Source organism: Endozoicomonas sp. 2B-B (genome assembly GCF_053470045.1).
Genome location: NZ_JBLZMU010000001.1, coordinates 5,303,257 through 5,317,956, shown reverse-complemented (window position 1 = coordinate 5,317,956; position 14,700 = coordinate 5,303,257). Strand labels below are relative to the sequence as shown.

The following is a 14,700-nucleotide window of genomic DNA, read 5'->3' as shown; positions in this document are numbered from 1 at the left end:
AGGCTTGCTTATTCTCTGGGTAAAACCTGATCTTTTTTGACGCTGCTATCTTCGCGTCCTTTGCGTCTTTTAGCAGATCGCTTCCCGTAGTGGCTATTGCAGAATGAGGTAATGAAACCGATAAGCTCTTGGGTGTCGAATGGCTCACAGGCGTTATCCGGGTCATCCAAAACTTCGATGTGTCCTCCCGATAATTCAACAAGCCACTTGATAAGTTCAAATCCTGATCGGGCAAGGCGATCTTTTGTGGCAACCACAATATGGGTTGGATTTCCGCACACCGCTGATTCCAGAATGGTTTGCAGTCCTTTTCGCTTAAAGTTGAAAGCACTGGCAATGTCGCTGATAAATTCTGCATCAGGGTGCTCTTTGAGTAAGATACGCTTTTGCGTGTCAATGCTGGATTTTTGCTTTCCAGAACTCACTCTTGTATAGCATATCTTCCTTTGCTGGTTAATGAATATGCGGAAGTGACCACCACTGGTTTGCTTCACTTTTTCGTAGTGACCGCTTTCGATCTTGCGTCTTATAGTTTGGCTGGTTACGCCTTCAATCTTGGCTAGCTTTGTAGTTGAACCCCACAAGATAAATTCACCTTTTGACGATTTATCTTGTGTCTGGCGTAATTGATTTTGCGATTGTTGCAATTTTATTTGACTGTTTGATATTAATGGGCGGAGTAGTAATGCACAGCTCCGAAGCGGTAGATATAGAGTGGCATCCGCCAGGATTGACGGGGGAAGCGTAGAAAGAACGATGGTCCATATAGGTCATGTTTTTATTCGGATTGACTTAACCCCTCAATTTCGCTCTTTAGTTCTTGAAAATCTTCCATTATGTCTAAATCACTAAATAACTTCATAAATTCACTACTTTCATCAAGTATTTTAAATTTTCTTATCAAGATAAGCTTCAACCGCTCCTCTAAATATTTGTTTTTTTGCATGTTCTGAAAGGTAAGATCAAGCACACCACCTGGTCCAGATATAGGATCAAGAGACATCGTAAAACTAAAACAATTAGGATGAGGATGTAAAGAAACCTTTGGTGATGCCTTTAATTGCTCAAAATATAGATCTTTTGGATCTTTTGAGCCATGTTCGGTTTCACTTGAAAGTACTGCTATCATCATTCGAATTGCTGGCTCCATTCCTGAAAACCCAGGGCTGTCAAAAGCTTTCAAAAATGTTTGATGACTGTCTGCGCCTTTATGAAATGAATTTGTAAATCCATTGTCGTAGAGTTTGATGAAGCGAGAAGCAGCTGAAAGTACCGTCGCATTCAAATTACATGAAATTGAACATATTATTAACAGTAAAATCGTATTTATGAGTCTCATGGTGAACTAATCTCACGGTTTTCTTAGTTCAAGTAAAATAGCACTGTATATTTGCAAAAACAAAAAATGAGCGAAAATTGTCATTAAAGAATCAGAATACCTACAGGATCTTGTGCAAAAGTTAACCCAGCCTGCCCACAAGTCCAGTAAACCAACCGAAGAAATGCATCCGCATCCCATTGCAACTGGTAAGGTTCGTAACGTTCAACAAACTGGCCAAGATTTTGTGGAGTAACTGCTTCCACATAATCTTCCCTTATGAAAATCACAATACCTGTAGCGCAGTTGCGTATCTCACGAAATCGGTTAGGCAATTCAAGCAGTTTTTTATGGCCTGAGCTTCTTCCGGAACGTCGCCGACATTAGGGAACAGATCTTCAATACCATCAATAACGACAATGGCCTGTAGATCCTGTTTTTTCATTGATACTGCTCCTTAAACCAATGACAGATATTCTCAAGGGTTTGAGTGATATGAGTATGATCTGCCTGATTTTTAATTTTAACGCCATACCGCCAAACCTGATTCAACTTACTTGCCGGGTAGGTGGTCGAGCCGACTAAAGGTAGATTTTATTTTCCCTGTTAAATACATAACGCCCTTATAATAAGCGCTGTCATTAATTTGAACATTGTCGGGGAATACCCTGTTGAAGATGATCTGGCTGATTCAATTTCTGATGGCAGTATCGAGCTGGATAACGAGTTGGAGTTTACAACCTCCATTAACTCAGTAACAAGTGCTGTTGAATTAAAAAATAGTTCGGTACCCTTTCCGGGACATGACGTTTGTGTTTTTTCATTAATTGTCACTGAGGTTATCGTAATATTTCCTTTATAATTTCGTAATGCATTTGGAATAACGATGTTTGTTTTTTCTGTATAGTAGCTGTCACCATCAAAATTAATCATGAATAGCTCGGCATCAGAGGTTGCCGTCCATGATAAAACAGGCTTTTTTTCGAAGTATTTTATTTCCGGGTGATAGACATGCTCAGGCACTGAATGATTGAATTTAATATTTTTAAATGCATTGCACTCAGACTCGGTGGAACTTTGAAAAGAACCTGAATCGTGCCTGTCTCTACAGCATTTAATGTTATGAAATTCGATCAAACCCTCAGGCATCAGTGTATTAATGATTAAATCACTGTAACCGGCATTAACAGAACCTTTTTGAGGGGGGGAGCAACGAGAGCAAGAATATTTTTTAACGCAAAATGCATTTGCTTTATCGCGATCGTAGCGATCGTTGCGATCGTAGCAACGACATCGACGATTGATCGAATGACCGCAGTTATAATCAGAAAATTCATAGGTTTCTGCTGCCAGCTGCTGGAAATCAGGTATGTTTTGTCGCTCATCCGTATAACTGTAATTTAATATCGGGCATGAAACACTGCCATTATCTGTTTTCTCCAGGCATCTGTGAGTTCCATCCTTATGTCTATAAAGGGTGCGAGAGCAGTCAAAATGTGTCGTACAACCACCCGCGGCTGTTCGGGTGGTAACAGAGAATTCCGGATGTTGGTCTGTGCCACACTGTAATTTCAGAAGTATATGGTCAACTCCGGGACAAAGCCGGTTGGAACTCAATGTCGTAAGGGTTTGGGAACGGGCAGGCATTATTATCAACAGCATACAGGCATACATCCAACCCGTATTAAATAATAATGAGCAAACAATTGATTTATTATGTAATTTTTTTTTCACCGTTGGATATAAGAAACTGTTCATTATGGATTCGCCTTTAACGTAGCCACTCGAAGTGACCCATTTTAATGACAGGAATTTGCATTAAAGAATACGCTTGCTTCTTTACCATATCTTTTGCCTTCTCGTGTAAAGAAGATGGTTTTTAGCTTGATCAAACCACTTGACAGAGATCGGCTTTCCATGAAATCAAGAATTTGCAACTCAGTTTCATTGGCAGGCCTTATCAATGAATCCACTTGCCCTGGAAGATCCACTGAAATAAATCCAGTATTAGCAGGATCAATCTTTTGCCATTTCAATACAGGGTTGCCTTTTTCGCCACAACTGATATTGATTCCGGTTATTGTGCTGGAAGAACTGTCCTTTATGACAAAGTTTTCGATTTTTGTCTTGCTCGAACCTGTATTTTTTTTGCAATGGAAGTTGCTCAGCGTCACAGAGCCTTCTGGCATCGTAAAATCAAAACTGATGTGACTATAAGCAATATAACCAACCGTTCTGATGACACAGTGTCCTTTAGGGCATTTCTTTCTGGGGCAGCCCACTTCATTAGGGATAGAGCAATAAGCCTGCGCATACGTGCATCTCAGACACTTATTATTTGAACAACCCACTCCAGAGACACAGCTGACTTGTGAATAGTTAGAATTAATCTTTTTCGTTTTATAAACCGGGTAATAGCGATGATCGATTGATAATGCTGCGCAATTATAACCTTCTCCTTGCATCAGGTTCTTATTGCATCGGCCATCCCGAATGTTAGAGCAATCAAAAGAAAATACGCAGTGATCACCGATTTTGAGCTCGAGCTGGATCGACTCATCCAAACCGCAGTAAAGACTGTATGAGACATGATCTCCTTTGTAGGCACTGTCCGGGAGTGTCAGCGACAAATCCTCCGCATAAGCCTGAATACAGATAAACGTTAAAAGAACACAGGCTACACCGAAAAATCTGGCGAATGAACTACCCCGAGGCAAGCCCGCAGTTATCGTGGGCCGACCGCACTCCGATGCAGTAGTATGGGAGCGAGTTGAAAGGTTACGGATGTTAACGCTGAGCTGCATTGGCTTCCCCATGTCCGCTTATGGTTTTCTTTCGCGGTTAACATAGTAGCTGTCTTTTACCACTCCGACTGACATTTAGGGAAATATTGGTGACTTGCTGTAAAACCCAAACTTTTTTTGCAATTGCCCCAATTGCCGGTATGATATGGCGCCTTTATTAAAGCCCCGGTATCTGGTCGCAAGATATCAGGGTATTCCTTTGGAGAAAGAAAAATGTCTGAAGCTATCGCTCTGAGCGCTGTTGCACGCAAGGACGTAGGGAAAGGTGCGAGCCGCCGCCTGCGTCGTGCAGAACTGGTACCTGCCGTTATTTACGGTGGTGAGCAGGAACCTGCTCAAATTACTCTGGAAGCCCGTGCTATTCGTAAGGCACTGGAATCTGAATCTTTCTACTCCCAGATCGTTACCCTGGATGTAGAAGGCGCTTCCCAGCAGGTTATTCTGAAGGATCTTCAGCGTCACCCTGCAAAAGACTATGCCATGCACCTGGACTTCCTGCGCGTTGACGCTGCTCACGCGGTCACCACGCACATCCCACTGCACTTCCTGAACGAAGATAGCTGTGTCGGTGTCAAAGCCGGTGGCGCTATCACTCACGCTCGTGTTGAAGTAGAAGTTAAATGTCTGCCTGCTGATCTGCCTGAGTTCATCGAAGTCGATATGGCTAATGTCGAGCTGGGTGGTCATATTCACCTGACCGACCTGACCGTGCCTGAGGGTGTTGAACTGGTTGCTTTGCTGCAGGGCGAAGGTCATGATCTGGATGTTGCATCTGTTCAGACTACCCGTGGTGGCAAAGAAGAAGCTGAAGAAGCAGCCTCTGAAGAAGAAGGCGGCGAAGAGTAATCAGCTTTTTATGGCCCCGCGCTGTTAACGCAGGTCAGGGCTATGGAGGATATTATGGCGAAGGATCACTCGATCAGGCTGGTTGTCGGACTCGGCAACCCCGGTGCTCAATACGATGATACTCGCCATAATGCCGGATTCTGGTATGTGGAGCAGTTAGCTCGAGCCTACGGCGTCAGCCTGCAACCCGAGAAGAAATTCTTTGGTCTGACTGCCCGCATTACCATCGCTGGAGAGGATGTCCGTCTGCTAAACCCGACCACCTTCATGAATCGCAGTGGTCAGGCGGTGGGCGCTATCAGTACCTTCTTCAAGATTCCCCCTCAATCTATTCTTGTTGTTCACGATGAGTTGGACTTGCCGGTGGGTATTGGTCGCCTGAAACAGGGCGGTGGCCACGGTGGACACAACGGCCTTCGGGACATTATTTCAGCGCTGGGAAATAACAAGGACTTTCTGCGTTTGCGTCTGGGGATTGGTCATCCGGGTCAGAGCAAGGAAGTGATTAATTATGTGCTGAACAAGCCCTCCGTGTCGGATCGACTGAAGATCGACTCGGTGATTGACGAAGCCATCCGCATCTCCCCCGAGGCCTTTAATGGTGCTCGTGCCAAGGCCGTTCAAGAGTTACATACCTTTAAAGCCTGACTTCACGGTGGCCTGATATTCAGTTTCGGGATTGGCCAGTACTCTCTTCTTTTGCGAATGCTTTCTCCCCGTTTCAAAGCCTGATCCACCAGTTTGCAGATCAGGGTATCAAAGGGTATTCCTGCATGTCTGGCACCGTCCGGAAACAGGCTGGTTGGGGTCATTCCCGGCAGGTTGTTGAGTTCTGCAAAGACTGGCTCTCCTGATTCAGGAACGATAAAGTCAGAGCGACTCAGGTCCTGACAGCCCAGAATCTGGTGTGCCTTCAGTGCAATCTGCTGAACTTTTCGATACTGCTCATCCGAGATTCTGGCGGGAATCACATGATCACTAAGACCGGGTGTATAGCGGTGTATATAGTCATACCAGGCACCGTCTGGTGTGGTGATTTCGGTAACGGGCAGGGTCTGGTAGTCATCCAGATGGAGGATACCGGCAGTGATTTCGCGTCCGGCAACAAACTCTTCAACCAATAGTTTTTCATCCATTTGCAGGCCGGTTTTCAGCTTGCTCATCAGGTCTTCATAACCCATGGCAAACTGGACGCCAATACCGGAACCCTGACCAGGCGGCTTGATGATGACCTTATGCCCAAGGGATTCGATACAGTCGAGAGTAGCATCTTCATAGTTTTCGCTGCGATAGACGACTCTGTCTCTGGCCATTGTGATGCCGACAGACTGAAGCAGACGTTTGGTAACCACCTTATCCAGAGAGCAGGCGCTTGCCAGGGCTCCGGAACCTACGTAGGGAACGCCCATAATATCCAGAAGCCCCTGCAGGCGGCCATCTTCACCATAAGGACCGTGGGCGACCGGGAAAGCAACATCAACCTGTTGGGCTACGAGTTGTTCCGGAAGCGTTTCGTCGAGCTCCAGGTGGATGGCTCTGCCATAATGTTCTTCCAGACAGGGCGTGATTCGGCTTGCGGAGAGTCTGGATACATCGGCTTCGGGAGACAGGCCGCCGCAGATGACGGCTACAGTTTTGCTTTTGTTGGGCATTCGTCTGATGGCTTTTGTTAGGGCTATGATCAGTCAAGCCTAGTACATAAGCCAAATCTGACCAGTCAGGTTAATGAATCCGTTCATGCCCTTCCCCTGTCCAGTTTTACCCTGAGCCATTTAAAAAACTCCGGTGTCGCTTGCTTTAGCCAGAGATGCTGGTATTTCAGGGTCAGCTTTAGCCAGCCTTTATCATGATACTTTCTTGCACTGGTACCCAGCCTGGTGCCACAGGAGTGGAGAAGGATCCTGTTTTGTCGGGCTTTCCAGACAAATACATGATCTTCACCGTAGAAAGTGCCGGTGGGATAACCCTTGAGGTCGAAAAATTGTGTCCGGCTGAGACAAAACCCTTGATCTCCATAGGGGCATCCCAGAATATCGGAGCGGAATCTGGCTCCCCATTCGTTGATGGATAACCAGCAAGTGTCTTTGTCGTAAAACCAGAGATCAAAGTAGAGCAAGTGTCTGGGATATTGAGCAATGGCATTCAGTAAGCTTTGGATGTTCTTTTTGTCCAATACTGTGTCTGCATGCAGAAACCAGAGGTGATTCCCTGTCGCTTTCTCTGCACCTGCATTGAGCTGGCAGGCACGTCCCTGTTCTGCAGTACACCAAATCCACCTGAGGTGAAGCAAAGGGTCCGGAAGCTGATCCAGATTGGCAGGACGCTGATCGTCGTCATAGCCAACAAGGATCACCTCGTTGCCTGCGGGAAGAAGACTCAATTGTTCAAGAAGCGTCGGCCACTGCGTCTCACCAGGGCCCAGTGGCACGATTACAGATAGGCTGGGCATAATTATCTTTGCAGCACTTCCAGCAATGCTTTCTGCTTCTGGCCAAGCTTGTTCTCAGGAGAGAGTACTGCTGATTTCAGTGCGCTCCTGCATTGGCAATAAGTGCTGTCATGAGGTGTTTCTTCCTGCTGTTTCAGATATTGCCCTAACAACGCTTTAGCCAGTGTCAGGCTTTTGCCGTATCTGGCAATGATCTGCTCAACGCTGGCGTGGGCTGAAGGGTCATCTTTCCAGCAATCGTAATCAGTGGCAATAGCGATTGTTGTGTAACAAAGCTGAGCTTCCCGTGCCAGAAACGCTTCAGGCACATTAGTCATGCCGACAACATCGCACTGAGCGGCGTTTTTCAGGAACAGACTCTCTGCACGGCTACCCAGCCTGGGACCGTCAACGCAGGCATAGGTTTTATCTGTATGCAGTCCTATTTCTGCCAGGTTAGCAGCATTGAGCAGTTGTTCTGATTGCTGATGACAGCTTGGTATTGCGGTGGAGACATGAGCGACAAGACCGTTACCAAAAAAGCTTTTTTCCCGGTGTCCTTTTACGAAGTCGAAGTACTGACTGACCAGCGATAATTCGCCCGGCGCAATCTCCTCCTGCAGACTGCCAACCGCAGAAAGGCCTATCACCCGGGTCGCACCCAGACTTTTTAATGCCCAGATGTTGGCCCGATAATTGATTTCATGAGGCAGAAGTTGGTGGCCGCTTCCATGTCTGGGCAAGAACAACAGCTTTTGTTGATTAAAAAGACCTGTTGTTATTGGACCTGAGTGAGGGCCATAAGGTGTTTCAATCGTCTGCTCATTTAATACTTCAAGTCCATCCAGGCTGTAGATGCCTGTTCCACCAATCACTGCCAGCATTGGGTTTCCTTTTCATTGTGTTTTTCATCAGACATCTGTTGGATCAGGCTGGGAAGCTGATTGACCCATGCTCTGATCTCGTCTCTTACACGACGATAGATTGTTAATGATTCTTCTTCTGTTTTCACCGATTCAGCCAGCCGGGGAGGGTCATCAAAACACTTGAGAATGATCTGCCCCTGTCTGGGTGTTGGACAGGTTTTGTGGGCGTGATCACAAACGGTGATAATAAAGTCAAAATCTTCCTGACCCAGATCATCGAGGGTTTGCGACTGCTGTCGGCTGATATCAACGCCAGCTTCCTGCATGACCCTGACTGCAGATGGGTTGAGCCCGTGGGCTTCAATGCCTGCGGAAAATGCTTCATAACCTGAAGGGAGCAGGTTTTTGGCCCAGCCTTCCGCCATCTGGCTGCGACAGGAGTTGCCAGTGCAGAGGAACAGTATCCGGGTTTTAGCCATCAAAATCTCCTGTTATTGAGCAGACAATCAGAGTTCGCTGCAGGAAGAGCCAAAAGCAAAACAGCTGTAGCAACGGTGGTGTTTCATACTGATGGTTTCACTCAGGCTCGTCCGTAAACTCTTGCCAAGGTTGTACTCAGTATCATCATCCACCAGTGTGCAGGCGTAAACCTGCATCTGCCCGTTTTGTTTGACCATCATTTTGGAAAACGCGCACATAAACTGACGACGACTTTCTTCTGTCTGATAGCGGGTCATACAGTCTGTGCTGACGTGGGGAACATCCGGTAAAGAACCGGGAGGCAGGAAATCCGGAAAGGCCACCTGTTTCAGGTTGATGGGCAAACCGTTCAGTTCAAAAAGATCTCTGAAGGCCTGTTCAACCACTGCCGTGTTTTCGTCTTTTTCCATATGTCTGGCGACGGAGATGTTAAAGCCATTTTCATGCAGTAGTTTCAGTCCTGAAAGAGCGATGGCAAAGCTGTCTTCACCTCGTCCTGCGTCATGTTGTTCAGCGTTTGGATGATCCAGGCTGACTCTCAGGGATATGGGGTAAGGGTTACTGCTCAAACGAGTCAGCTCATCAAGCCTTTTGATCATGGGGGTCGTGCCATTAGTCAGAACCAGGCAGGGGCGATGCTGGGAGGCATAGTCCAGGATTCGGATAATGTCTTTAATGACAAAAGGCTCTCCTCCCGTAAAAGAGAATTGTTCAACCCCCAGTTCAAGTGATTCATCAATGTAGGGTTTTACTTCTGTCAGAGTCGGGGCGTCCAGCCTCTTGCTGGCCGGACTTGAACCCTCCAGACAGAAGCTGCAGGAAAGGTTGCAACGGGTTCCGGTATGAAACCAGAGCTCTTTCAGTTGATGAGGTTTGATATAACCTCTGGGGCTGCCATCAGGCGTAAAGTGCCAATCCTGGCTTTTAGTGTCTGGAGGCGTTCCTGTCAGCAACATGAGCCATCACTTCCTTTGTTTTCATGGGTGGAAGATGAGAAGGGCAGCGAGGTTCCGCAGCCCTCAAAAATGCCATAATGGGTGCTGAAGTTACCAATGAACTCGAAGTGTTCACGGAATCTTGTATCGTGCAGCATTCTCCAGGTGTTACCGCAAACCGGGAAAACCTTGCCTTTGGTAATAGGGTGGTGCCCATCCAGATTGAAAGTGTTGGGATGGTGATCAATCGTGCCTTTATAGATCACAGCCTGTCCATAGTCCTCGCAATGACTTTCCAGCTCTGGCAGTTTGAACAATCGATAAGTCGCCGAGAAAAACCGGATATCACCGACCTGAGCTTCAATCTTACGGTTATTGATAGTGACAGGTTTATCTTCCACCAGTCTGGGGTCAGTGAAACCGGCCTTTTTGGCCAGATTCAAAAAGTCATTCCAGTAGAGGGCACCGCTGAGACACTCTCCGTAAAGCACCGGATCATCGACCAGTTCAGCAGGAATGCGGCGATCAGAATAGACGTCAGAGAAGTAAAGTTCACCGCCTGGTTTCAGCAGACGCCAGGCTTCTCTCAACACTGCTTCCTTGTCCGGAGAAAGGTTGATCACGCAGTTTGAAATGATCATGTCGAAGCTGTTTTCTTCCAGGTTCAGTTGATCCAGTTTTTCAATATAGCCTTTGTGGAATTCGGTGTTGGCTTTTGCATAGCCGAATTTTTCCCGGTGGTATTCGACATGTCGGTTGGCAATCGCAAGCTGTTCGTCTGTCATGTCGACACCGACGACATAACCCTCTTCTCCGACCATTTGAGCCAGGGCATAACAGTCACGACCTGATCCGGAACCAAGGTCGAGTATTCTGGCGCCTTGCAACTGCTCAGGGCAGACCAGTCCGCAGCCATAGTAATGGCTCAGAACCTCGTCATGAATATTGGCAAGGGCACTTTTCAGGTGGCGTGGCATGGTTGTATCGGTGCAGCAGGCATTGGTCTGCAGGTCATCGCTGCCTTGCAGAGTCTTGCCATAGTAATTCTGTACTGTTTCATGCATGAGAGGTTTTTCCTTGCTTGAAAATAGATTGAATATATTTTGACAGAGCCCTTCGGGCAGGTCGATTATCACGATTCAGTTCGGGGAGCACTCCGAGCAAATCTTTTAAATGATCAACATCCTGGCCAGAAGGAGCGTAGCCGACGGATAAGCGGGATTGACGACAAAGACTCGTCAGTGACACTCCCAGAGAGCCTGTGCTCCAGGGCAGCTTTGAAAGGTCAGGCCAATGAGTTCGGTTGGCCATGATGGTGACGCCGCCATCACTGGCCTTGCTGAATACTGTGTCATAGGTCTTGAGCTTTTGTGCCGTGTCAGAGAGGTCTTTGAGGCTGAGTGTCGGACAGTCACTGCCAATATAGATGAGGTTTTCTTTTCCCTGAAGTCTCAGCTCATTGTCGATGTGGTTCAGTCTCTCACCGAGGTTGCCAGAGCCCTGGGGTACTACCAGGTTGTCGTTGCCCTTCAGAAGCTGACTGGCCCAGTCATAGTCGCTTTCATGAGAGGGAGCAATAACTTTCTGGCCTGGCCACTCTGATAAATCTTCCAGTGCACAGGCTAGCAGGTGCTGAGCAACCGTCAGAGCCTGTTCTGTTCCCATGTCAGCAGCAAGGCGTTGTTTTCCCTGGTGTAAGGCGGGCTTTTTGCACACAAGTATCAATGTTGCCTTTTTTATCAGACTTGGTTCGTAGCTTGTCATTATTCTTTGATTTTAATTTCGCTTATGTGGTCGCAGGAGCCAGACTCCGGCCTGCTATTGCGTAACTATACTGCGGAAACAGTTGTTTGGATTCAAGGCTGCGGTTTTTTTTAAAGGTCTCTTCAGGGTTGTCTGGCTAACCTGCCGGGTGTTGTTCTGCCGGTAGGGAAAGCGTTCTGATGTGAGTCAGTATAAATCCGGAAAGAGCAGTCGGGCATAATACTGGTGTCAATTCAGGTCGGGCTTTATAATCCTGTCCCAAATTTTTATTGAATTTCCCCTGGTAACTTTTTATGGGCTTTAAATGTGGCATCGTTGGTCTGCCCAACGTCGGCAAATCAACACTGTTCAATGCTTTGACCAAGGCAGGGATTGATGCAGAGAACTTCCCTTTCTGTACTATCGAGCCAAATTCGGGTGTCGTGGCCATGCCCGATCCGCGTCTGAACAAGCTGGCTGAGATCGTTAAGCCAGAGCGTGTGTTGCCCACGACCATGGAATTTGTCGATATTGCCGGCCTGGTAGAAGGTGCCTCCAAGGGTGAAGGTCTGGGCAACAAATTCCTGGCCAATATTCGTGAGACTGATGCTATCGCCCACGTAGTACGTTGTTTTGAGAATGATAATGTTATTCATGTGGCCAATAAAATTGATCCGGCGGCGGATATCGGCATTATCAATATCGAGCTGGCCATGGCGGATCTGGAAAGCTGTGAAAAACAGCTGCAGCGAGTCACTCGTGTCGCCAAAAGCGGCGACAAGGATGCCAAGGCCCAGAAAGCCCTGCTGGAAAGAATTGTTCCCCATCTGGAAGAAGGCCACCCTGTTCGATCCATGGCAATGACCGATGAAGAGCAGAAGCTGACCAAAACATTCCATCTTCTGACGACAAAGCCCACCATGTACATTGCCAACGTCGATGAAGATGGTTTTGAAGATAACCCTTATCTGGACGTTGTTCGTGACATCGCCAGGAGCGAGGGTTCTGTCGTGGTGACAGTCTGCAACAAGCTGGAAGCTGAGATTGCTGAGCTCGAAGATGAAGAGCGGGATGAATTTCTGGCCGATCTGGGTATGGAAGAGCCAGGCCTGGATCGTGTGATCAGGGGGGGGTATGAACTTCTTGGACTGCAGACGTATTTCACTGCCGGAGTTAAAGAAGTGCGTGCCTGGACTGTGAAGATCGGTGCGACGGCGCCTCAGGCTGCAGGTGTGATTCACACTGACTTTGAGCGTGGGTTCATTCGCGCGGAAGTGACGGCTTACGATGAGTTTGTTCAGTACAACGGTGAACAGGGGGCCAAGGAAGCAGGTCGTCTGAGAGTGGAAGGCAAGGATTACATCGTCAAAGATGGCGATGTTATGCATTTCCGTTTCAATGTCTGATGCAATTGGGGTTGTCTGACCAGATAGCCCTATCCTTTTTAATTCCGGGTCATTCACTTCTGGAGAGTCATTATTGCTCTTATCCGGGATGGTATTAATAGGAGCATTAACAGTCCGTTCTGAAAAAATAATAAGGCTTTGAATAAGGCGCATGCCTAGTACCCGCAGAAATACGAAACAGGGGTAGGGGTTTTCTGAAAGTTCCTAAAAAAGCCGCTTAAACAGTTGACAGGACAGCGTTAAATCCTGAAAATGCGCACCATCTTTCGGCGGCTAGGTAGCTCAGTTGGTTAGAGCACAGCACTCATAATGCTGGGGTCGGCAGTTCGAGTCTGCCCCTAGCTACCATATTCAGGAGCTTGCAGGCAGGCGACTGCTAACGTAGGGTCGAAAGTGTACACGGAATGTCCATACCCTATAAAACATTTCGTATTTGCTGGGGTGTAGCCAAGCGGTAAGGCAGCAGGTTTTGATCCTGCCATGCGGGGGTTCGAATCCCTCCACCCCAGCCATAAAAATGGCTAGGTAGCTCAGTTGGTTAGAGCACAGCACTCATAATGCTGGGGTCGGCAGTTCGAATCTGCCCCTAGCTACCATTTTACTGGGGTGTCGCCAAGCGGTAAGGCAGCAGGTTTTGATCCTGCCATGCGGGGGTTCGAATCCCTCCACCCCAGCCATTTCTCTGAAGCCCGACTGAAACAGGTTGGGCTTTTTCGTTTCAGTGACTTTTAAAACCTCAATGTGTAAGTAATACCCAACTTGATTTGATCAGGAAGGTGAATTTCGGGGTGCAGATGCCGTTCTGAGCATGAAGTTGCTTGTATGAATGTTGATCTGTTGTCATTGCGGATAGCCAGGCACTCAAAACATCAAGATAATCTCATTCGTGTTTGGATTCGATCCAATAAAAAAAGACATTTCGTCATTAAAGAAAAAACGTTTGGGTTATTTGCTGGACGACAAATACCTGACGCATCATAAAGTTGAGGCCTGTTTTGGATTTTGTATTTACTCTTGATTGGGGGTTATTGCTGTTTTTTGTTGCGATCCTGGCTGGTTTTGTTGACTCCATTGCAGGCGGCGGCGGATTGATTACAGTCCCCGCGCTTCTGGCGGTGGGGCTTTCTCCGGCACAGGCTCTGGCGACCAATAAATTACAGTCAACAGGCGGCTCTTTCTCTGCCAGTGTTTATTTTATTCGAAGAGGGTTGGTGAATCTCAGGGAAATGCGTTTTGCCATTTTCATGACCTTTGTTGGCAGTGCCGCAGGCACGATTCTGGTTCAGTTGATTGATGCTTCGGTTTTGAAGCAGATTATTCCCTTCCTGTTATTGGGTATAGCTGCTTACTTTATTCTCTCCCCCAGTGTCCGAAATACTAAAGCTTCTTCTGCCAGAATGAGCCTGACCGCTTTTGCCTGTTCAGCAGGGCTGGGAGTCGGCTTTTATGATGGTTTCTTCGGCCCGGGCACGGGCTCTTTCTTCGCCATAGCCTTTGTCAGCCTCCTTGGTTATTCCCTGACAATGGCGACGGCTCATACCAAGGTTCTGAACTGTACCAGTAATGTGGCTTCCCTGCTGTTCTTTATATTGGGTGGTCAGGTTGTCTGGGCCGTAGGGGGAATTATGCTGATAGGTCAGTTCATTGGCGCCAGACTGGGATCGAGAATGGTTGTGAAGCGTGGTCAGCAGATTATTCGTCCCATGATCGTCGTTATTTCACTGGTTATGACCGGCAAACTCATGTGGGACGAATACGGACATTTGCTGTTTTGACGTTTTTTCTGCGAAAGTGAAGGTTTAGCGTTATTATAGATAGTCCTGCAGGCTCCTCGCCCTGGAGTCTTATAACTGTTTGTGAAGAATAACGTCACT

Annotated in this window: 17 protein-coding genes and 4 tRNA genes; 8 read left to right on the top strand and 13 right to left on the bottom strand. The window is 47.3% G+C overall.

The window, feature by feature from the left end:
* Nucleotides 1-8 precede the first annotated feature (8 nt).
* From ACOMHB_RS19890 to ACOMHB_RS19865, 6 genes are all read right to left on the bottom strand, one after another.
* Nucleotides 9-584 carry an IS607 family transposase gene (locus ACOMHB_RS19890; protein ID WP_448217926.1) on the bottom strand — a complete coding sequence of 192 codons (576 nt, stop codon included), beginning with the start codon at nucleotides 582-584 and terminating at the stop codon, nucleotides 9-11.
* 194 nt (nucleotides 585-778) lie between these two features.
* Complete coding sequence (locus tag ACOMHB_RS19885) at nucleotides 779-1,285, bottom strand: hypothetical protein (RefSeq protein WP_448217925.1); 507 nt, start codon at nucleotides 1,283-1,285, stop codon at nucleotides 779-781.
* A gap of 137 nt (nucleotides 1,286-1,422) precedes the next feature.
* Entirely contained in the window at nucleotides 1,423-1,584 is a 162-nt protein-coding gene (locus ACOMHB_RS19880) for a hypothetical protein (protein WP_448217924.1), read from the bottom strand.
* A gap of 20 nt (nucleotides 1,585-1,604) precedes the next feature.
* Nucleotides 1,605-1,763 (bottom strand): hypothetical protein, encoded by a 159-nt coding sequence (locus tag ACOMHB_RS19875; RefSeq protein WP_448217923.1) that lies wholly within the window; start codon nucleotides 1,761-1,763, stop codon nucleotides 1,605-1,607.
* Nucleotides 1,764-1,924: 161 nt separating this feature from the next.
* Nucleotides 1,925-3,076 carry a hypothetical protein gene (locus ACOMHB_RS19870; RefSeq protein WP_448217922.1) on the bottom strand — a complete coding sequence of 384 codons (1,152 nt, stop codon included), beginning with the start codon at nucleotides 3,074-3,076 and terminating at the stop codon, nucleotides 1,925-1,927.
* Between the two features lie 41 nt (nucleotides 3,077-3,117).
* On the bottom strand, nucleotides 3,118-3,783 hold the full coding sequence (locus ACOMHB_RS19865) for a hypothetical protein (RefSeq protein WP_448217921.1): 666 nt from the start codon (nucleotides 3,781-3,783) through the stop codon (nucleotides 3,118-3,120).
* Nucleotides 3,784-4,335: 552 nt separating this feature from the next.
* Here ACOMHB_RS19865 and ACOMHB_RS19860 point away from each other — a divergent pair.
* Both ACOMHB_RS19860 and pth read left to right on the top strand, forming a co-directional pair.
* The gene (locus tag ACOMHB_RS19860; RefSeq protein WP_448217920.1) at nucleotides 4,336-4,968 is read left to right on the top strand and encodes a 50S ribosomal protein L25/general stress protein Ctc; all 633 of its coding nucleotides are present in this window, start codon (nucleotides 4,336-4,338) and stop codon (nucleotides 4,966-4,968) included.
* 54 nt (nucleotides 4,969-5,022) lie between these two features.
* A complete protein-coding gene (gene pth, locus ACOMHB_RS19855) occupies nucleotides 5,023-5,616 on the top strand; it encodes an aminoacyl-tRNA hydrolase (RefSeq protein WP_448217919.1) in 594 nt (197 codons plus the stop codon).
* A 2-nt stretch (nucleotides 5,617-5,618) separates the two neighbouring features.
* Here the strand turns inward: pth and ACOMHB_RS19850 are convergent, their stop codons facing one another.
* The 7 genes from ACOMHB_RS19850 to ACOMHB_RS19820 form a co-directional block, all read right to left on the bottom strand.
* On the bottom strand, nucleotides 5,619-6,620 hold the full coding sequence (locus ACOMHB_RS19850; protein WP_448217918.1) for a D-alanine--D-alanine ligase family protein: 1,002 nt from the start codon (nucleotides 6,618-6,620) through the stop codon (nucleotides 5,619-5,621).
* Nucleotides 6,621-6,703: 83 nt separating this feature from the next.
* On the bottom strand, nucleotides 6,704-7,417 hold the full coding sequence (locus ACOMHB_RS19845; RefSeq protein WP_448217917.1) for a glycosyltransferase: 714 nt from the start codon (nucleotides 7,415-7,417) through the stop codon (nucleotides 6,704-6,706).
* A gap of 2 nt (nucleotides 7,418-7,419) precedes the next feature.
* On the bottom strand, nucleotides 7,420-8,280 hold the full coding sequence (locus ACOMHB_RS19840) for an MTAP family purine nucleoside phosphorylase (protein WP_422134809.1): 861 nt from the start codon (nucleotides 8,278-8,280) through the stop codon (nucleotides 7,420-7,422).
* Nucleotides 8,268-8,741: an arsenate reductase ArsC gene (locus tag ACOMHB_RS19835; RefSeq protein ID WP_422476151.1), complete on the bottom strand. Its 474-nt coding sequence runs from the start codon at nucleotides 8,739-8,741 to the stop codon at nucleotides 8,268-8,270. Before ACOMHB_RS19835 ends, ACOMHB_RS19840 begins: the two co-directional genes overlap by 13 nt.
* A 27-nt stretch (nucleotides 8,742-8,768) precedes the next feature.
* Nucleotides 8,769-9,698, bottom strand: coding sequence for a radical SAM protein (locus tag ACOMHB_RS19830; RefSeq protein ID WP_422476149.1), 930 nt, complete (start codon nucleotides 9,696-9,698; stop codon nucleotides 8,769-8,771).
* Nucleotides 9,689-10,741, bottom strand: coding sequence for a methyltransferase domain-containing protein (locus ACOMHB_RS19825; protein ID WP_448217916.1), 1,053 nt, complete (start codon nucleotides 10,739-10,741; stop codon nucleotides 9,689-9,691). The genes ACOMHB_RS19830 and ACOMHB_RS19825 overlap by 10 nt, the downstream gene beginning before the upstream one ends.
* Nucleotides 10,734-11,441 (bottom strand): TIGR04282 family arsenosugar biosynthesis glycosyltransferase, encoded by a 708-nt coding sequence (locus ACOMHB_RS19820; protein WP_448217915.1) that lies wholly within the window; start codon nucleotides 11,439-11,441, stop codon nucleotides 10,734-10,736. The genes ACOMHB_RS19825 and ACOMHB_RS19820 overlap by 8 nt, the downstream gene beginning before the upstream one ends.
* Before the next feature lie 293 nt (nucleotides 11,442-11,734).
* Here ACOMHB_RS19820 and ychF point away from each other — a divergent pair, with 293 nt between their 5' ends.
* The 6 genes from ychF (at nucleotide 11,735) to ACOMHB_RS19790 (ending at nucleotide 14,601) form a co-directional block, all read left to right on the top strand.
* On the top strand, nucleotides 11,735-12,826 hold the full coding sequence (gene ychF, locus ACOMHB_RS19815; protein WP_448217914.1) for a redox-regulated ATPase YchF: 1,092 nt from the start codon (nucleotides 11,735-11,737) through the stop codon (nucleotides 12,824-12,826).
* Nucleotides 12,827-13,097: 271 nt separating this feature from the next.
* Nucleotides 13,098-13,174, top strand: a tRNA-Met gene (locus ACOMHB_RS19810).
* An 89-nt stretch (nucleotides 13,175-13,263) separates the two neighbouring features.
* A tRNA-Gln gene (locus ACOMHB_RS19805) sits at nucleotides 13,264-13,338 on the top strand.
* 7 nt (nucleotides 13,339-13,345) lie between these two features.
* A tRNA-Met gene (locus tag ACOMHB_RS19800) sits at nucleotides 13,346-13,422 on the top strand.
* Nucleotides 13,423-13,428: 6 nt separating this feature from the next.
* Nucleotides 13,429-13,503: transfer RNA gene (locus ACOMHB_RS19795), tRNA-Gln, on the top strand.
* A gap of 318 nt (nucleotides 13,504-13,821) precedes the next feature.
* Entirely contained in the window at nucleotides 13,822-14,601 is a 780-nt protein-coding gene (locus ACOMHB_RS19790; RefSeq protein WP_448217913.1) for a TSUP family transporter, read from the top strand.
* The last annotated feature ends 99 nt before the right edge of the window (nucleotides 14,602-14,700 follow it).